The 18,129-nt window shown below is 68.5% G+C and carries 18 protein-coding genes; 10 read left to right on the top strand and 8 right to left on the bottom strand.

The annotated features are described in order from the left end of the window. Nucleotides 1–25 precede the first annotated feature (25 nt). Nucleotides 26–313: a hypothetical protein gene (locus ACZ1HC_RS08710; RefSeq protein WP_472699630.1), complete on the top strand. Its 288-nt coding sequence runs from the start codon at nt 26–28 to the stop codon at nt 311–313. 73 nt (nt 314–386) lie between these two features. On the opposite strand, the gene ACZ1HC_RS08705 is transcribed toward ACZ1HC_RS08710, so the two are convergent. Continuing rightward, nucleotides 387–764 carry a DUF1622 domain-containing protein gene (locus ACZ1HC_RS08705; RefSeq protein WP_472699629.1) on the bottom strand — a complete coding sequence of 126 codons (378 nt, stop codon included), beginning with the start codon at nt 762–764 and terminating at the stop codon, nt 387–389. A gap of 121 nt (nt 765–885) precedes the next feature. Between ACZ1HC_RS08705 and ACZ1HC_RS08700 the strand changes: the two genes are divergently transcribed. Next, entirely contained in the window at nt 886–1,335 is a 450-nt protein-coding gene (locus ACZ1HC_RS08700) for a DUF892 family protein (RefSeq protein WP_472699628.1), read from the top strand. A 46-nt stretch (nt 1,336–1,381) separates the two neighbouring features. Here the strand turns inward: ACZ1HC_RS08700 and ACZ1HC_RS08695 are convergent, their stop codons facing one another. The 6 genes from ACZ1HC_RS08695 to ACZ1HC_RS08670 form a co-directional block, all read right to left on the bottom strand. Next, nucleotides 1,382–2,908, bottom strand: coding sequence for a Ppx/GppA family phosphatase (locus ACZ1HC_RS08695; protein WP_472699627.1), 1,527 nt, complete (start codon nt 2,906–2,908; stop codon nt 1,382–1,384). 60 nt (nt 2,909–2,968) lie between these two features. Beyond that, complete coding sequence (locus tag ACZ1HC_RS08690; RefSeq protein WP_472699626.1) at nt 2,969–5,134, bottom strand: RNA degradosome polyphosphate kinase; 2,166 nt, start codon at nt 5,132–5,134, stop codon at nt 2,969–2,971. 24 nt (nt 5,135–5,158) lie between these two features. Next, the gene (locus tag ACZ1HC_RS08685) at nt 5,159–5,857 is read right to left on the bottom strand and encodes a P-loop NTPase family protein (RefSeq protein ID WP_472699625.1); all 699 of its coding nucleotides are present in this window, start codon (nt 5,855–5,857) and stop codon (nt 5,159–5,161) included. A gap of 2 nt (nt 5,858–5,859) precedes the next feature. Then, nucleotides 5,860–6,000 carry a hypothetical protein gene (locus tag ACZ1HC_RS08680; RefSeq protein ID WP_472699624.1) on the bottom strand — a complete coding sequence of 47 codons (141 nt, stop codon included), beginning with the start codon at nt 5,998–6,000 and terminating at the stop codon, nt 5,860–5,862. Next, nucleotides 5,994–7,073 (bottom strand): AI-2E family transporter, encoded by a 1,080-nt coding sequence (locus ACZ1HC_RS08675; protein WP_472699623.1) that lies wholly within the window; start codon nt 7,071–7,073, stop codon nt 5,994–5,996. Before ACZ1HC_RS08675 ends, ACZ1HC_RS08680 begins: the two co-directional genes overlap by 7 nt. Nucleotides 7,074–7,149: 76 nt before the next feature. Further along, a complete protein-coding gene (locus tag ACZ1HC_RS08670) occupies nt 7,150–7,734 on the bottom strand; it encodes a glycosyltransferase (RefSeq protein WP_472699622.1) in 585 nt (194 codons plus the stop codon). A 497-nt stretch (nt 7,735–8,231) separates the two neighbouring features. Here ACZ1HC_RS08670 and proS point away from each other — a divergent pair, with 497 nt between their 5' ends. The 6 genes from proS (at nt 8,232) to ACZ1HC_RS08640 (ending at nt 15,091) form a co-directional block, all read left to right on the top strand. Then, entirely contained in the window at nt 8,232–9,605 is a 1,374-nt protein-coding gene (proS, locus tag ACZ1HC_RS08665; protein ID WP_472699621.1) for a proline--tRNA ligase, read from the top strand. A gap of 219 nt (nt 9,606–9,824) precedes the next feature. Then, a complete protein-coding gene (locus ACZ1HC_RS08660; RefSeq protein WP_472699620.1) occupies nt 9,825–11,009 on the top strand; it encodes an ABC transporter substrate-binding protein in 1,185 nt (394 codons plus the stop codon). A gap of 113 nt (nt 11,010–11,122) precedes the next feature. Beyond that, the gene (locus tag ACZ1HC_RS08655) at nt 11,123–11,905 is read left to right on the top strand and encodes an ABC transporter ATP-binding protein (RefSeq protein ID WP_472699619.1); all 783 of its coding nucleotides are present in this window, start codon (nt 11,123–11,125) and stop codon (nt 11,903–11,905) included. Continuing rightward, nucleotides 11,902–12,735 (top strand): ABC transporter ATP-binding protein, encoded by an 834-nt coding sequence (locus ACZ1HC_RS08650; protein WP_472699618.1) that lies wholly within the window; start codon nt 11,902–11,904, stop codon nt 12,733–12,735. The genes ACZ1HC_RS08655 and ACZ1HC_RS08650 overlap by 4 nt, the downstream gene beginning before the upstream one ends. A 3-nt stretch (nt 12,736–12,738) precedes the next feature. After that, a complete protein-coding gene (locus tag ACZ1HC_RS08645; protein ID WP_472699617.1) occupies nt 12,739–13,746 on the top strand; it encodes a branched-chain amino acid ABC transporter permease in 1,008 nt (335 codons plus the stop codon). Between the two features lie 13 nt (nt 13,747–13,759). Further along, a complete protein-coding gene (locus ACZ1HC_RS08640; protein WP_472699616.1) occupies nt 13,760–15,091 on the top strand; it encodes a branched-chain amino acid ABC transporter permease in 1,332 nt (443 codons plus the stop codon). Nucleotides 15,092–15,108: 17 nt separating this feature from the next. Here the strand turns inward: ACZ1HC_RS08640 and ACZ1HC_RS08635 are convergent, their stop codons facing one another. Further along, on the bottom strand, nt 15,109–15,630 hold the full coding sequence (locus ACZ1HC_RS08635) for a CAP domain-containing protein (protein WP_472699615.1): 522 nt from the start codon (nt 15,628–15,630) through the stop codon (nt 15,109–15,111). A 100-nt stretch (nt 15,631–15,730) separates the two neighbouring features. Here ACZ1HC_RS08635 and guaA point away from each other — a divergent pair, with 100 nt between their 5' ends. Together guaA and ACZ1HC_RS08625 are read left to right on the top strand one after the other, a co-directional pair. Beyond that, nucleotides 15,731–17,290: a glutamine-hydrolyzing GMP synthase gene (gene guaA, locus ACZ1HC_RS08630; RefSeq protein ID WP_472699614.1), complete on the top strand. Its 1,560-nt coding sequence runs from the start codon at nt 15,731–15,733 to the stop codon at nt 17,288–17,290. A 27-nt stretch (nt 17,291–17,317) separates the two neighbouring features. Continuing rightward, on the top strand, nt 17,318–18,124 hold the full coding sequence (locus tag ACZ1HC_RS08625; RefSeq protein ID WP_472699613.1) for a GNAT family N-acetyltransferase: 807 nt from the start codon (nt 17,318–17,320) through the stop codon (nt 18,122–18,124). Nucleotides 18,125–18,129: the final 5 nt, after the last annotated feature.

Here is an 18,129-nt window from a genome sequence, read left to right as displayed (position 1 = left end):
AACGACGGTCCTGCAGGAGAGGTTCATGATCCGCGTCGCCACTGCCCTGGCCTTCGCAGCCCTTGCGGCCGCCCTGTCCGCGGCCGGCCCCGCCGCGGCCTGCAGCACCAGCGCCAGCAGCACCTTCTGCGCCGATGGATGGGTCGCCCGACCGATCGAGGCGCGGCGCGTTCCCGCGGCCCGGGATCCCGCAGCCCCCTATGGCGATCCGGGCGGAGCCGGGTTCGAGGCGGGCTATTCCGAGGAGGATCTGTATGTCGAGGGCGCCGTCGTCCTGGACGACCCGCCGCCCGGTCCTGACGAAGACCTCTAGTCCCCGGCAGCGGGTCGACCGCCAGACCACGCGGGGCGTGGGGAACCGGCCTGCCTGCGGGGGCGGCGGCGCCTCAGGAAGCCTCGTCCTCTTTCAGATGGGTCAGTTCCCGTTCCAGGAAGAACGAGATCAGCGACCGGATCGCCACGAGTCCCCCCAGCAGCAGCATGTTTTCGGCGTTCAGGTGCAGCATGGTGCGGATCAGGTCGGCGACGATCAGCACCTCGAGCCCCGACAGGATGTGCCGGCCCAGGGTCAGGCGGCCCAGGTTCAGGCGGTGGCTGCGGCGATGGCCGTCGCGCGCCATCATCTCGCTCGAGGCGAAGGCGCGCGCGAACTTCAGCAGCCCCAGAAGCAGGACGGCGATCGCCAGAAGCTCGATGATGACCACCGCCCATTCGAACAGGGCGGTCACGGGTCCCAGATGATCCGAAAGCGAGAAGGTCGTCATGAGGGTGATCCTTGCAGGTGGCAGTTCGACGGCGCCGCGACCGCCGGCGCGGCCGCCCGGGCGGAACAAACCGCAGCCCGCAAAGGTTCAGTCCGAGAAACCCAATCATGACGAGGCAATCATGGCCACCACCGTCGGCACCGAGGACAACATCCGCGACCTGGTCCGCAACCTGATCCTGCTGGAGCGGGACGCGATCGCGGCCTACGAATCCACCATCGAGCGCCTGTCGGACGCCAGCCTGTCCCAGCAGGTCGAGGCCTTCCGCAGGGATCACCTGCAGCACCTCGAGGCTCTGCAGGCCATTGCCGCCGAAACCGGGGCCGAGGCGCCCCAGGAAGGCGACATGAAGCAGCTTCTGACCACCGGAAAGATCGCCATGGCCGATCTTTTCGGGGACGGGGCGATCCTGAAGGCGATGGCCACGAACGAAAACGACACCGTCACCGCCTATGAACGGGCCTCGGCCCATCCCGACGCGATCCCGCAGTCGCGCAGCTTCTTCCAGAAGGCCCTGGCCGACGAGCAGCGCCACCGCGAATGGATGGTCCGCACCAGCGAGGCGCTGTAGCCCGCCAACCCGGCCGCCGCCCCACCCGCGGGCGGCGCCCCCGCCCTCAGGCGATCACCGGTTCCACATCCAGGGCGCTGCACAGCGACCGGAAGCGGGACTGCGCGACCTCTCCCATCAGCTTGCGGCCGGTGGGGGTCAGGTGCAGGCGCAACTGCCTGTCCTTCAGGACCAGCTTTCCCGCATCCGCCGGATCATCCACCGCCAGCATGGCGCCGAAGCGCATGGCTTTGCCCAGGATCTCGGCCTTCCTGACCTCGGCCGCGTCCAGCAGCCTGAACAGCGGCGCCATCGGCGAATTGGCGCGGCTGTTCTTGTAACGGTGCAGCAGCGCCAGGCCCAGGAAGACCCGTTCGGGGTGGGACAGGGCCGCCATGTTGGCGCGGGTCACGTTGTCGAAGCAGGCTTCCGCGCGATAGTCGGGATGGGCGCGCCAGCTGGTGTCGTGCAGAAGGCAGGCGGCGCGAACCAGCCGGTCGTGTTCGGGCGGAAGGCCCTGGAACAGCGGCAGCAGGAAATGGTACAGCTTCTTGCCGGTTCCCGGCGTCCGGGCCATCTGGCGTTCGGTGAAGCGCGCCGCCTCGATCAGCGGGTCGCGCTTGCGCAGGCTGTCGGGCATCTGTTCGTAAAGCAGCCCCTCGCGGATGCCATAGCTGCTGACGGCCAGTTCCTTGGGCGCGAAGGTTTCGGCCAGTTGCGACAGCACCTGCGCGGCCAGCGGCACCAGTTCCATCCGCGAGGCCGAAATGCCGGTGCGCGCCCGCAGGTCGCCCAGGTCGCCGGCGGCGATCCAGGCCACCGTCTCGGCCACCGCCGAGGGCGTCATGCGATATTCGTGCAGGACCGTCATGGGATAGGCCACCCGCTCCATGTCCAGCCGCGCGATGGCCCGCCAGGATCCGCCCACCAGATAGATGCGTTCGTGATGGGTCCCCATCACCTCGGCCAGGCCGGCCATCACCTTCATGACGTGCCGGCGCAGGCCGGCCTTGCCGCCCGGAACCTGCTGCAGCCGGAATGGGCCAAGCTGGGACGAGATCCGGTTGCCGACCTTCCCATCGGCCACCTCGGCCAGTTCCATCGAGTTGCCGCCGATGTCGCAGACCAGCCCCCGGGCGTCGGGCCAGCCCAGCAGCACCCCCTGGGCGGACAGGCGGGCTTCCTCCTCGCCGTCGATGACGTGCATCCTGATGCCGGTCTCGCGTTCGACGCGGGCCTGGAACTCGGGGCCGTCGGCGGCCTCGCGCACGGCGGCGGTCGCCACGCAGGTCAGCGGGTCGATGTCCATGCCCTTGGCCAGGGCGGCGAAGCGCTGCAGGGCGGCAAAGCCGCGCTCGACGCCCTCGGGGTTCAGCCGGCCGGTCTGCGCCATCCGGGCGCCCAGGCCGGCCATGACCTTTTCGTTGTAGAAATAGGCAGGCGAGCGCGCCGCGCCGTCGAAGACCACCAGCCGGATCGAGTTCGACCCCACATCGACCACACCCACCCGCGACAGGGCGCGCTTGGGAAGGGTCCCGAACATCTTGCCGAAGGGCTCGACCTTCTTTCCGGTCGTGGTGCGCAGGCCGTTCATGGTTGCTTCTCCTGCTTGCCTAGCATCGTGGATGTTAATGACCCGGCCCGGGGCCCGCGGTCAATCGGTCGAATGGGTCAGTGCCGGAACGTCCCCGGCGCCCGCCGTGCCCCGGCCCGACAGGGACGGGTGGTCCATGAAGAAGCGGTGACAGTTGAACAGGTCGTCGCGCCCCTCGGGGAGATAGCGCACGAAGCGCCCATCTGGTTGCAACAGCCAGCTTTGCGCCTCGTCCGCCATGTTGGCGGCCATGATCTGGCTGACGATCTGCGCCTTGACGGTGTCGTTCACGCATTCGACCAGGGTTTCCACCCGCCGGTTCAGGTTGCGGTCCATCCAGTCGGCCGAGCTGATGAAGACGCGCGCCCGCTTGGACGGCAGCCCGTGGCCGTTGCCGAAGCAGACGATGCGCGAATGCTCCAGATAGCGGCCGACGATCGACTTGACGCGGATGTTGTCGGACAGGCCGCGGATGGCGGGCCGCAGGCCGCAGATGCCGCGCACGACAAGGCTGATCCGGACGCCCGCGCCGCTGGCGGCATACAAAGCCTCGATCACGTCCTTCTCGATCAGCGAGTTCATCTTGGCCCAGATCGCCGCCGGACGCCCCTGCCGGGCCAGTTCCGCCTCGCGCGCGATCAGCGACAGCAGCCGGTCCTTGAGGTCGATGGGAGAGATGGACAGGTTCTCCAGCCCGGCAGGCTGCACATAGCCCGACAGGTAGTTGAACACCTTGGTCGCGTCGCGGCCAAGGGCGGGATCGCAGGTGAACAGCGACAGGTCGGTATAGATGCGCGCGGTGATCGGGTGATAGTTGCCGGTCCCGTAATGGGTATAGGTCACCAGGCTGTCGCCCTCGCGCCGCACCACGGTGCTGATCTTCGCGTGGGTCTTGTAGTTCACGAAGCCATAGACGACATGCGCGCCGGCGCGTTCCAGGCGGCGCGACTGGCGGATGTTGGCGGCCTCGTCGAAACGCGCCTTCAGTTCCACCAGCGCGGTGACCGACTTGCCGGATTCGGCGGCCTCGCACAGCGCGTCGACGATCGGGCTGTCGCGGCTGGTGCGATAGAGCGTCTGCTTGATCGCCAGAACGTTGGGATCGCGCGCCGCCTGGGCCAGGAAGCGCACCACCATGTCGAAGGTCTCGTAGGGGTGGTGCAGCAGCATGTCCTTGTGCTTGATGGCGGCGAACATGTCGCCGTCGTGGTCCTGCACCCGTTCGGGGACGCGCGGCGTGAACGGCGGCCACAGCAGGTCGCGGCGGCTGTCCAGCACCAGTTCGCGCAGGTCGGCCACGCCCAGAAGCCCCTCGACCTCGATCACCTCGTCGGGGCCGACCTCAAGCTCCTCCATGATGAGACGGCGCAGGCGGTCGGGGGCGCCGCGGGTGATCTTGAGCCGGATCACGCTGCCGCGGCGGCGCCGTTTCAGCGCCGTCTCGAATTCGCGCACCAGATCCTCGGCCTCCTCCTCGACCTCCAGATCGCTGTCGCGCAGCACGCGGAAGGCGCAATGGCCGGTGTCGCGATAGCCCGGGAACAGCGACGACAGGTGCATCAGCAGCAGGTCTTCCAGCCGGAAGAACCGCTCTCCGCCCGGCAGCGCGATGAAGCGGTTCAACTGCGCGGGGATCGGCAGCAGGGCCTGCATCCGCCGACCGTCGGCTTCCCGCGCAAGTTCCAGCGCCAGCGAGAATCCCGCATTGGGGATGAAGGGGAAGGGATGCGCCGGGTCAATGGCCAAGGGCGAGAGGACCGGAAACACCTGGCGCTGGAAATGATCGTGCAGGAATTCCTCTTCGGCGCGGCTCAGGCGGGACCGGGACAGGATGACGATGCCCGCCTCCTCCATCTCGCGGCGGATGCGGTTCCAGACGCCCTGCTGCGCGCCCATCAGGCGGCGCGCATCGGCGTTGATCATGGCCAGCTGTTCGGCCGGCGTCAGCCCGTCGTCAGAGGGGGTGGTGTTTCCTTCGCGCACCAGTTCGCGCAGGCCCGCCACGCGGACGGTGTAGAATTCGTCCAGGTTGGTGGCACTGATCGACACGAAGCGCAGCCGTTCCAGCAGGGGCACGCGCGGGTTGCGCGCCTCGTCCAGGACGCGCCAGTTGAAGGACAGCCAGCTGATCTCGCGGTTGAAGAAGCGCGCGCCGTTCTCGGGCACGCCCTCGGGCAGTTCCTGGGGTTCGGGAAAGGGGGTCCGAAGGAAATCGGCTTGGGTCATGATCCAGACCTTCAGAGGGACGGTTCAGCCGTCTGTTTCAGAGAGACGGCCCAGCAGTTCGGCGGCGATGCGGCGGGTGATCGGGCGCTTGTCGGCCATGGCGGCCCGGTCCATCGCGGCGACAAGGCGGCGGGCAAGCCCCAGGTCGCGCGGCATGTGCAGAACCAGCCAGTCGATCAGGTCCGCGGGCACCGCCTGCTGGCGGTCGGCGAACAGCTTGACCAGGACCGCGGCCAGCAGGGATTCGTCGGGCGGCATCACGCGGACCTGGGGCATCGCGTCCATCCGCGACCGCAGGTCGGGCAGCACCAGCCCCCAGTCCCGCGGCGGGGTGCGCGCCGTCAGCAGCAGCAGGCAGTCGCGCGGCGCGCACAGGTTCCACAGGTGGAACAGCGCCTGTTCGGCCCCCGCGGCGCGGCCCGCGCGGTCGGCATCCTCGACCACAAGCGCGCCGCCCTCGACCGCAAGCTGGTCTGCCGCATCCGGCCGCAGCGCCGAGGCCTTCACGCGCCGGGCGCCGTTCTCGGCGGCCCAGAAGGCGGCCAGATGCGATTTGCCGGCGCCTTCAGGCCCGATCAGCAGCATCCGCCCCTGCGGCCAGTCCTGCGGCGCATCCAGCGCGGCAAGCGCGGCGCGGTTCGAGGGCGCGGGCAGGAAGTCGGCACGCGAATGGGCAGGCGGCGTGGTCAGATCCAGGGTAAGCTGGCGCGAGGCGGCGGTCATCGCTATTCCGGTTCGGTCCGCCTGCGCGACATTTCCTCGCGCATCATCTCGATCTGTCCCTGCGCGCGGTTCTGGTCGGCGCGGATGCGCGCCTCGCGGATGGTGTTGGCGACGGTGCCGCGCGGGACGATCTCGATCAGCATGGGCTGGCCGGGATCGGGGGCAGCGCCTGCCCGGTGAACAGCGCGCTGTCCTGGTAGCGTTGCGTCAGGAACCGCCCGATGACCCCCAGCGCGGCGGCCAGCGGCACCGCCATGACCATGCCGACAAAGCCGAACAGCGCGCCGAAGACCGACAGCGCCAGCAGCAGCCAGACCGGATGCAGCCCGACATGCTGGCCGACGATCTTGGGCTGCAGATAGTTGCCCTCGACGATCTGGCCGATGGCGAAGATGGCGATGACCAGCCCGATCCACAACGGATCGCCCCAGAAGCTGAACAGCGCCACGCCGATGGCCGTGGCCCCGCCGATCAGCACGCCGACATAGGGGATGAAGGACAGCAGCGCCGCCATGATGCCGATGAAGAAGCCGAACGGCAGGCCGACGATCATCAGGCCGAAGGAATACCAGGTGCCCAGGATCAGGATCACCAGCCCCTGCCCGCGCACGAAGCCCGACAGCGCCTCGTCGATCTCGCGCGACAGGCGGCGCAGCGTGGGGGCGTGTTCGCGCGGCAGCAGCGTATCCACCCGGTCCACCAGGCGGTCCCAGTCCAGCAGCAGGTAGAATGCCACCACCGGCACGATGACCAGGATCGCGATGGCGCTGATGATGCCGCCCACCGACGACAGCAGGCCCGAGGCCACCGTGCCCATCTGTTCGCCCAGCGCCGCCCCCAGGTCGGTCAGCGCCGTGCCGATGCTGCCGTCGGCCGGCAGAAGCTGGGGAAAGCGCGAGGACAGGAACAGCCGGCCCTGCTCGATCATTTCGGGCGCGGTCTGGATCAGCGAGGTCGCCTGCCGCAGCATCAGCGGCACGACCAGCAGCACCACGCCCACGAAGGCCACCACGGCGGCGGCGGTGATGACCACCACCGACATCACCCGCGACAGGCCCGCGCGTTCCAGCCGGTCGGCCACCGGGTCCAGCAGATAGGCCACGCCCGCCCCCAGGATGAAGGGCAGGATTGCCTGGCCCAGCAGCCACATCGCCAGCAGCAGGGCCACCGCCGCGACCCCCCACCACATCAACTGCTTGTGTATCGGTATGCGCATGATGACTCCGGGCAGGTTCACCTTCTTCTGTGAAGGGTCGCGTTGCAACTTGCAAGGACCGTCGCCCGGACCGGGCTCAGCGCGGATCGACCAGCGTGTATTCGTCGGCGAAGCGCCCCAGGTAGTCCAGCATGGCCCCGGCCGCGCGCCATTGCCGCAGAAGGCTGCGGCCCAATTGGCGCCGTTCCGGCCAGTGGCGCCGGTCCGGTTGCGCGGGGCGCGGGGCCTGGGGAAAATGCTCTGCCAGAAACGCGCCATAGGGCATCCGCCACCGCATCGGCACGATCCCCTGTGACCGGTCCAGCCACGGCTTGGCGGGGCCGATGAAATGGACCAGGCAGGGATCCGCCATCGCCGACAGATGGCTCGAGGCCCAGGTGAACTGCCAGTTCCACAGCGGGCTGATCTCGGACCAGTCGCCGTGCAGGGTCCCGTTCAGCAGGGCCTGATCGCGCCCCAGGCCCTGCAGGTCCTGGCGGGCAAACGCCGCGCACCGCGCCGGCAGATCCTGCTCTGCCCAGGCCTCGGGGTCGATCATCACCACGCCGGAATTGAAATAGGGCGCGGCCGGACGGCCCAGCCGGCGGAAGTCGGGCACGCGCTTGGCGGGGTTGCGCCATTGGCGGTTGTCGCGGACCGCGGCGACCGCGCGGCCGCGCATGTCCGCCGACAGCAGGCGGGCCGGATCCCCCTCTCGTAGAGGATGTCGGCGTCCAGCACCAGGATCCGGCGATAGATCCCCCGCAGCGCCGAGCCGAGGAACACGCTCATGTAGGCGGCAAGGCTGCGCCGGTCGTCCAGCGGCAGGACCGCCTCGATCAGGGGCAGGCGCGCCGCGACGTGGCCCACCCCTGCCCCGCGCAGCACCGGCGGCAGATCCAGCGGGTCGGGCGATCCGATCAGCACGTCGCAGGCCGGACCGCCGGCCGCCAGTTGCCGCGCCACGACGGCGCCATAGGGAAGATAGTTGGCGTCGCAGGCGATGATGACGGCGCAATCGTGCTGCGCAAGCCATCCGGGCAGGAAGACGGGCTTGGACATGGGCGGATCCTCTTCGGCCGGGCACCCTAGGCACCAGAGGGGCCGCTGTCCATCAGCCATCTTGCCCCGCCTGCCCGCTTTGACCTACACGACGGGCAAACGAAGGAAGGTATCCCCATGCGTCTGTCGCGCTATTTCCTGCCGGTGCTGAAGGAAGACCCCAAAGAGGCGCAGATCGTCAGCCACCGGCTGATGCTGCGCGCGGGCATGATCAAGCAGCAGGCCGCGGGCATCTATTCCTGGCTGCCGCTGGGCTTCAAGGTGCTGCGCCGGATCGAGCAGATCGTCCACGAGGAACAGCAGCGCGCCGGCCACATCCCGCTGCTGATGCCGACGCTGCAACCGGCGGATCTGTGGCGCGAGTCCGGCCGCTATGACGACTATGGCGAGGAGATGCTGCGCATCAGGGACCGCCACAAGCGCGATCTTCTCTATGGTCCCACCAACGAGGAGATGATCACCGACATCTTCCGCAGCCATGTCAACAGCTACAAGGACCTGCCGCTGACGCTCTATCACGTCCAGTGGAAGTTCCGCGACGAGATCCGCCCGCGCTTCGGCGTGATGCGGGGACGCGAGTTCCTGATGAAGGACGGCTACACCTTCGACCTGACCAAGGAAGCCGCGCTGCACGCCTATAACCGGCACCTGGTCAGCTATCTGCGCACCTACGAGCGCATGGGGCTGCAGGCCATCCCCATGCGCGCCGACGGCGGGCCGATCGGCGGGGACTATACCCACGAGTTCCTGGTGCTGGCCGAGACCGGGGAATCCGAGGTGTTCTATGACAGCCAGATCACCGACCTGACCTTCGGCGACCGCCAGATCGACTATGACAGCGCCGAACAGTGCCAGGCCGTGCTGGAGGAGTTCACCAGCCGCTATGCCCGCACCGACGAGACCCATGACGAGGCGATCTTCGCCCAGGTCCCCGAAGAACGCAGGCGGAGCGCGCGCGGGATCGAGGTGGGCCAGATCTTCTATTTCGGCACCAAGTATTCGCAGGCGATGGGCGCCACCGTCGTCGGCCCCGACGGCGCCCGCGTGCCCGTCGAGATGGGCAGCCACGGCATCGGCGTCAGCCGCCTTCTGGGGGCCATCATCGAGGCCAGCCACGACGACCGCGGCATCATCTGGCCCGAGGGCGTGACGCCCTTCCACGCCGGCATCGTCAACCTCAAACAGGGCGACAACTCCACCGACGCCGCCTGCGACGCGATCTATGCCGAATTGCGGGCGCGCGGGCTGGATCCGCTGTATGACGACCGCGACGAGCGGGCCGGGGCCAAGTTCGCGACGATGGACCTGATCGGCCTGCCCTGGCGCATCACCGTCGGGCCGCGCGGGCTGGCCGCGAACAAGGTGGAACTGACCAACCGCCGTTCGGGCGAGACCGAGGAGATGTCGCCCAAGGACGCCATCGCAAGGCTGGAACAGGCCTATGCGCCGGTGCTGGCCGCGGCGGCGCCGGGTCCGGTGGCGGCCCGCTGACCGGCCTTGCGCGGCAAGCGTCCGGCGTCCGCCCCGACACTTGCGGCCCGTCCCGTCCAAGGGGCGGCCGCGGGTGGCCCGCAGCCCGCCGGACGCCCGGCCTTGACCAAGCGTGACCAGCCTGAAAAGGCAAGGATTGTTGATGATATCCCGCTTTCCTTTTGGGCAGGGCGCTTTTAACGTGCGGCGCAGGACATTGTTCCAACTGGGAGACAATCAATGAAAAAACTTCTTCTGGCCACCGCTGCCGGTGCCCTTCTGGCCGGTGCCGCCTCTGCCGAGGAGATCAAGCTTGGCATGTCGCTGGGCTTTACCGGGCCGCTGGAATCCATGGCGCCGGGCATGGCCGCGGGCGCTGAAATGGCCATGAAAGAGGTCAGCGATTCGGGGCTTCTGCTGGACGGATCGACGGTGGTTCCGGTGCGCGGCGATTCGACCTGCATCGACGCCGCCGCCGCCACCGCGACCGTCGAACGCCTGATCACCGCCGAAGGGGTCAAGGGCATCGTCGGCGGCATGTGTTCGGGCGAGGCGATCGCCTCCTTGCAGAACGTGGCGGTGCCGAACGGCGTGGTGATGATCTCGCCCTCCGCGACCTCTCCGGCGCTCTCCACGCTCGAGGATAACGGGCTGTTCTTCCGCACCTCGCCCTCGGATGCCCGGCAGGGCGAGGTGATGGCCGAGATCATGATGGAAAGGGGCATCCAGAACGCCGCCGTCACCTATACCAACAACGACTACGGCAAGGGCTTGGCGGACGCCTTCGCGGCCGCCTTCCAGGAAAAGGGCGGCACCGTGACGGTGAACACCGCCCATGACGACGGCAAGGCGGACTATTCCGCCGAGGTCGCGGCCCTTGCGGCGGCCGGGGGCGATGCCCTGGTGGTCGTGGGCTATGTGGACCAGGGCGGTTCGGGCGTGGTGCGCGCCGCGCTGGACACCGGCGCCTTCGATACCTTCGTCTTTCCCGACGGGATGGTGGGACAGGCCCTGGTGGACAACTTCGGGTCGGAAATCGACGGCAGCTTCGGCCAGAACCCCGCCGCCGAGGGCGAGGGCCGCGAGACGTTCCTGACCCTGGCCGAGCAAGCCGGCTTCGACGGCACCAGCGCCTACGCGGCCGAAGCCTATGACGCCGCCGCGCTGATGCTGCTGGCAATGGCCGCCGCCAAGTCCAGCGATCCCAACGTCTGGAAGAACAACGTCATGGACGTGGCCAACGCCCCCGGAGAGAAGATCCTGCCGGGCGAACTGGCCAAGGGGCTGGAGATCCTGAAGGACGGCGGCGACATCGACTATGTCGGGGCTTCCTCGATCGAGTTGGTGGGCGCGGGCGAAAGCGCCGGCGTCTATCGCGAGGTCAGCTTCGAGAACGGAGAAATGACTGTCGTCGGCTATCGCTGACGTGTAAGGACTGTTCCGGCCCGGCAGCCGCACGGCTGCCGGGCCATTTTTCATGACAAAAGCCGCCGAATGCGGTCACACTTCACCAATGGCGTGAAGACGGGGTTAAGGAAATGATACGGGTCGAGGACCTTCACCGGCATTTCGGCGGCTTCCGCGCCGTCGATGGCGCCAGCCTGACCATCGAGACCGGGTCGATCACCGGCCTGATCGGCCCGAACGGCGCGGGCAAGTCCACGCTGTTCAACGTCATCGCCGGCGTGCTGCCGCCGACCTCGGGCCGCGTCTTCATGGACGGCGAGGACATCACCGGCCTGCCGCCGCACGCGCTGTTCCACAAGGGCCTGCTGCGCACCTTCCAGCTGGCGCACGAGTTCAGTTCCATGACCGTGCGCGAGAACCTGATGATGGTGCCGGGCGGCCAGTCGGGCGAGACGATCTGGAAGACCTGGTTCCAGCGCGGCCGCATCGAGCGCGAGGAGGCCGCGCTGCGCCGGCGCGCCGACGAGGTTCTGGATTTCCTGACCATCCGGCACCTGGCCCACGAGAAGGCCGGAAACCTTTCGGGCGGGCAGAAGAAGCTTCTGGAACTGGGCCGCACCATGATGGTCGATGCCAAGGTGGTCTTTCTGGACGAGGTCGGCGCCGGCGTGAACCGCACGCTGCTGATGACCATCGCCGACGCGATCATCCGGCTGAACAGGGAACGCGGCTATACCTTCTGCGTGATCGAACACGACATGGATTTCATCGGCAAGCTGTGCGACCCGGTGATCGTCATGGCCGAGGGCAAGGTGCTGGCCCAGGGCAGCGCCCAGGACATCATGCAGAACGAGGCCGTGATCGAGGCCTATCTGGGCACCGGCCTCAAGAACAAGGACATGGTGGGCGCATGAGCGATCAGGACGCAGTCTTCGGTCATCGCGGCAACCGCGATCTGACGGTCGTCAACCCCGGCGGGCGCGGCAGCATCGACGGCACACGCCGGTCGGGCCCGGTGGGGCCGGGCCATGCCGGCGATCCCTTCCTGATCGGCGAGGGCATGACCGGCGGTTACGGCAAGGGTGCCGACATCCTGCACGACTGCACCATCGCCGTGGAACGCGGCCAGATCGCCGTCATCGTCGGCCCCAACGGCGCGGGCAAGTCCACGGCCATGAAGGCGATCTTCGGGATGCTGACCCTGCGCAAGGGCAGCGTGCGCCTGGACGGGCGCGACATCACCGCGCTGAACCCGCAGGACCGCGTCAAGGCGGGCATGGGTTTCGTGCCGCAGGTCAACAACATCTTCCCGTCCATGACGGTCGAGGAAAACCTCGAGATGGGCGCCTTCATCCGCAAGGACGACATCCGCGACACGCTGGAGCAGGTCTATGACCTGTTTCCCGCCGTCGCCGCCAAGCGCCGGCAGGCCGCGGGCGAACTGTCCGGCGGCCAGCGCCAGCAGGTCGCGGTGGGCCGGGCGCTGATGACCCGGCCATCGGTGCTGATGCTGGACGAACCGACCGCGGGCGTCAGCCCCATCGTCATGGACGAATTGTTCGACCGCATCATCGCCATCGCCCGCGGCGGCCTGCCGGTGCTGATGGTCGAACAGAACGCCAAGCAGGCCATGATGATCGCCGACAAGGCCTATGTGCTGGTCCAGGGCGCCAACGCCCATACCGGCACCGGCCAGGAACTGATGCAGAACGACGAGGTGCGCCGCACCTTCCTGGGGGGCTGAGCCTTGGACATCCTCAACGCCCTGGTGGCCTTCCTGAACTTCGTCTTCATCCCCGCCGCCGCCTATGGCGCGCAGCTTGCGCTGGGCGCGCTGGGGGTGACGCTGATCTATGCGATCCTGCGCTTTTCCAACTTCGCCCACGGCGACACCATGGCCTTCGGCACCGCCGTCACCATCCTGGTGACCTGGGGACTGCAGGCGCTGGGGGTGTCGCTGGGCGTGCTGCCCACGGCGCTGCTGGCGCTGCCGGTGGGCATCGCCGCCACGGCGGTTCTGGTGCTGGCCACCGACCGGGCGGTGTATCGCTTCTACCGGGCGCAGAAAGCCGCCCCGATCGTCTTCGTCATGGCCTCGGTGGGGGTGATGTTCGTGATGAACGGGCTGACCCGCCTGCTGATCGGCGTGGACGAACAGCGCTTCGACGACGGCGCGCGCTTCATCATCAACGTGCGCGACTTCCGCGAGTGGAGCGGCCTGGCCGAGGGCCTGGCCCTGCGGTCCACCCAGGCGCTGACGGTGATCGTGACGGTGATCGTCTGCGCCCTGCTGTTCTGGTTCCTGAACCGCACCAAGTCCGGCAAGGCGATGCGCGCCTATTCCGACAACGAGGATCTGGCGCTGCTGTCGGGCATCGACCCCGAACGCGTGGTGCGCCTGACCTGGATCATCGCGGCCGCGCTGATGACCATCGCCGGGGTCCTCTATGGCCTGGACAAGTCCTTCCGGCCCTTCAACTATTTCCAGATCCTGCTGCCGATCTTCGCCGCCGCCATCGTCGGCGGCCTGGGCAATCCGGTCGGCGCCATCGCCGGAGGGTTCCTGGTGGCCTTTTCCGAGGTCGCGGTCACCTATCCCTGGGTCAAGGTCTCGGGCTATCTGTTCCCGGCCTGGCAGCCCGACGGGCTGCTGCAACTGCTGGGGACGGAATACAAGTTCGCCGTCAGCTTCGTCATCCTGATCGTGGTGCTGCTGTTCCGCCCGACCGGGCTGTTCCGCGGCAAGTCGGTGTAAAAGGGGGTCCGCCATGTCATCCAGCCGTCAAGCCGCCCAGGCCAGCCCCTGGCGCGCCCCCGTCCTGTTCGCGGTCCTGGCCGTCCTGTTCGTGCTGGAGGGCACGGTCAGGAACGGCATGTTCTCGGGATCGTGGAACACCTCTCTGGCGATCCTGAACATGGGCCTGATCTCGGCCATCACCGCCCTGGGGGTGAACATGCAGTGGGGCTATGCGGGGCTGTTCAACACCGGCGTCGTGGGCTTCCTGGCCCTGGGCGGGCTGGCCCCGGTGCTGGTGTCGCTGCCCCCCGTCGAGGGCGCCTGGGAGGCCGGCGGGCCGCGCCTGATCCTGTCGCTGCTGGTGGGCCTGGGGACGCTGGCCCTGGCGCGCATCGTCTATGGCCGGACAGGCCGGGCCTGGGTCGTGGCGCTGGTGCTGCTGGCGGGCTTTGTCGCCTATCGCTGGCTGTTCGACCCCGCCGTGACCGCGATCGAGGCCAATGACAGCGCGCGCACCGGCAACATCGGCGGGCTGGGCCTGCCGGTCCTGCTGTCCTGGCTGGTGGGCGGCGCCTTCGCCGCCGCCGCCGCCTGGGCGGTGGGCAAGGTCGCGCTCGGGCTGCGGTCGGACTATCTGGCCATTGCCACCCTGGGCATCGGCGAGATCATCGTGGCCGTCCTGCGCAACGAGGACTGGCTGGCCCGCGGCGTCAAGAACATCACCGCCATTCCCCGCCCCGTCCCCTACGAGACGGACCTCCAGCAGAACCCGGCCTTCGCCGACTTCGCCGCAAGCTGGGGCTTCAGCACCGCCGAGGCTTCGGCCATCTGGGTCAAGCTGTGCTACATGTCGCTGTTTCTGGTCGTCCTGCTGACGGTCATCCTTCTGGCGGAACTGGCGCTGAAGTCGCCCTGGGGCCGGATGATGCGGGCCATCCGCGACAACGAGACCGCCGCCGAGGCGATGGGCAAGGACGTGACCGCCCGGCACCTGCAGGTCTTCGTGCTGGGCTCGGCGGTGATCGGCGTGGCGGGCGCGATGATGATAACCCTGGACGGGCTGATGGCGCCCACCAGCTACAACCCGTTGCGCTATACCTTCCTGATCTGGGTGATGGTGATCGTCGGCGGGTCGGGCAACAACTGGGGCTCGGTCCTGGGCGCGGTGCTGATCTGGTTCCTGTGGATCAAGGCCGAGGTCTGGGGCCCGAACCTGATCGGCGTGCTGGTCGGCCCCCTGCCCGATGGCGACATCAAGGCGCATCTTCTGGCAAGCGCCCCGCACATGCGCTTCATCGCGATGGGCCTGGTGCTGCTGCTGGTGCTGCGCTTCGCGCCGCGCGGGCTGGTCCCCGAGAAGTAGGCAAAGCCCCGGCGCGGTCAGGCGCAGTTGTCGCCCAGCACGACGCTGTAATAGGGCTGGCCGTCGGCGCCGACGGCAAGACCGCTTCCGACCTGGCGGCTGGGCTGTCCCAGAAGCTCGGTCCGCTGGGCCTCGGCCCTCAGCCAGCCGGCCACGGCATCGGCCGGGCTGCCGCCCCGGCTGACCAGCTGGACGACGCCGCAGGCCGGATAGCCGACCGCCCGAACCCGGTCCACGACATTCGATCCGTTCGACCCTTCGACGTCGATCCGCCCGGTCCGCGCCATGTCGCAGGCATGGCTTTGCGCGGCCTGCGCCAGCAGCGGCGCGCTGTCCAGAAGCGTCTTGCCCTCGGCCTGGCGGGCGGCATTGACCGCGCCATCCAGTCGGGCGGCGATCGTCGGGTTCACCGGGCACTGCGCGGCCAGCGACTGTTCGGCCGGGGCGGTGCCGGCGCTCCAGGGGACCTGCAGATCCGGCTGGCAGGCGGCCAGCCCGGACAGGCTGGCGATCACGGTGACGAAACGGAAGGGGGGCATGAAAAACCTTGTCTGCGGTCCCGGCCAACGCCGCCCCAAGGCGGGCAGTTCCGGCCGCAGATCCCTTGCGCGACGGCAGGGGCACCCTTAAAGCGCATCCATGACCCAGCATCAGCGCCTTCTCATCATCGACTTCGGATCCCAGGTGACGCAGCTGATCGCGCGCCGCCTGCGGGAACTGAACGTCTTTTGCGAAATCCACCCCTACAACCTGCTGACCGACGACATCCTGCGCAGGCTTGCCCCCCAGGCGGTGATCCTGTCGGGCGGTCCGGACAGCGTGACGCGGGCGGGCAGCCCCCGGGCGCCGCAGGGGCTGTTCGACATGGGCGTGCCGATCTTCGGCATCTGCTACGGCCAGCAGGTGATGACGCAGCAGCTGGGCGGCGCGGTCGAGGGCGGGCACCACGCCGAATACGGCCGCGCCTTCATGGCCCCTGCCCCCGGCCACCGGGACGACGGCATCTTCGCGGGCCTGTTCCAGACCGGGCGCGAGGAGGTCTGGATGAGCCACGGCGACCGCGTGACCGCGCTGGCCCCCGGCTTCGAGGTCATCGGCACATCCCCCAACGCCCCCTTCGCGATGATCGCCGATGAAGCGCGCCGCTTCTATGGCGTGCAGTTCCACCCCGAGGTGCATCACACCCCGAACGGCCGCAGGATGCTGGAAAACTTCGTCCGGCTGGCGGGCTTCACCGGCGACTGGACGATGGCCGGCTATCGCGACAAGGCGATCCGCAGGATCCGCGAACAGGTGGGTGACAAGCGGGTGATCTGCGGCCTGTCGGGCGGGGTGGACAGTTCGGTTGCCGCCGTCCTGATCCACGAGGCGATCGGCGACCAGCTGACCTGCGTCTTCGTGGACCACGGCCTGCTGCGGCTGAATGAAGCCGAGGAAGTCGTGACCATGTTCCGCGACCACTACAACATCCCGCTGATCCACGCCGACGAATCCGAACTGTTCCTGGGCGCCCTGGACGGCGTCAGCGATCCCGAGGTCAAGCGCAAGACCATCGGCCGGCTGTTCATCGACGTGTTCCAGCGCTACGCCAGCGGCATCGAGGGGGCCGAGTTCCTGGCGCAGGGCACGCTCTATCCCGACGTGATCGAAAGCGTCAGCTTCTCGGGCGGGCCGTCGGTCACCATCAAGTCCCACCACAATGTCGGCGGCCTGCCCGAAAAGATGGGCCTGAAGCTGGTGGAACCCCTGCGCGAGCTGTTCAAGGACGAGGTGCGCGCCCTGGGCCGCGAATTGGGCCTGCCCGAGACGTTCATCGGCCGCCACCCCTTCCCCGGCCCCGGCCTGGCGATCCGCTGCCCCGGAGAGATCACGCGCGAGAAGCTGGACATCCTGCGCAAGGCCGACGCCGTCTTCATCGACCAGATCCGCAGGCACGGGCTTTACGACGACATCTGGCAGGCCTTCGTGGCGATCCTGCCGGTCCGCACCGTGGGGGTGATGGGCGACGGCCGGACCTACGACTATGCCTGTGCCCTGCGGGCGGTGACCTCGGTGGACGGGATGACGGCGGATTACTATCCCTTCACCCACGACTTCCTGGGCGAGACCGCCACCCGCATCATCAACGAGGTCAAGGGCATCAACCGCTGCACCTACGACATCACCTCGAAGCCGCCCGGCACGATCGAGTGGGAATGACCCCCTGACGCCTTTGCAAGGACCGCCATGACCTGCGCCTGCGGCCACCATCACCCTCATCGCCATCCTGATGCCGCCAGCGGCACGCCCGTTGCGCTGAAGCAGCCCATGGTCGCGCTGACCGGGCGGCTGGTCTGCGCGGATGCGGGGCAGATGATGACGGCGCTGTCGCTGCTGCCCGACCACATCGCGCTGAGCCGCGCGGAACCGGGCTGCCTGCGCTTCGACCTGTGGCAGGACGATGATCCGCTGGTCTGGCACCTGTCCGAACTGTTCGTCGACGCCGATGCCGTCGCGGCGCACGGCGCGCGGACCCGGGACAGCGCCTGGGGCCGCGAAAGCGCCGGGATCGGGCGCGACGTCCACCGCCATGACGTGACCCCCGTGATCCGCCACGAGACCCGCCGCGATCCGCAGGCCATCGACGCCGTCCTGCGCGCAGCCTTCGGCGGCGACGACGAGGCGCGGCTGGTCCGCACGCTGCGCGAGCAGGGCGACCTGGCCCTGTCGCTGGTCGCCGATGCGGCGGGCGCCGTTCTGGGCCATCTTGCCCTGTCCCCGCTGCAGGCCGAGGGCCCGGCCTATGCCCTGGCCCCCGTTGCGGTGGCCCCCAAGGCCCAGCGTCTTGGCCTGGGCGGGGCGCTGATCGACGCGGCCGTCGCCTGGGCCGATACCGCGGCGGTGGTGGTGCTGGGCGATCCCGGCTATTACGGCCCCCTGGGCTTCAGGCCGGCAGTGCTGGACTCTCGCCATGCCGGGCCCGGCTTGCAGATGATCGGCGACCTGCCCAAGGGCAGCAGCATCCGCCACGCCCCGGCTTTCGCCGGCCTGTAACGGGT

The sequence above is a fragment of the Paracoccus sp. BR5-17 genome (genome assembly GCF_055693925.1).
The sequence above is the reverse complement of the archived record's forward strand: the minus strand, read 5'-3'. Positions and strand labels throughout refer to the sequence as shown.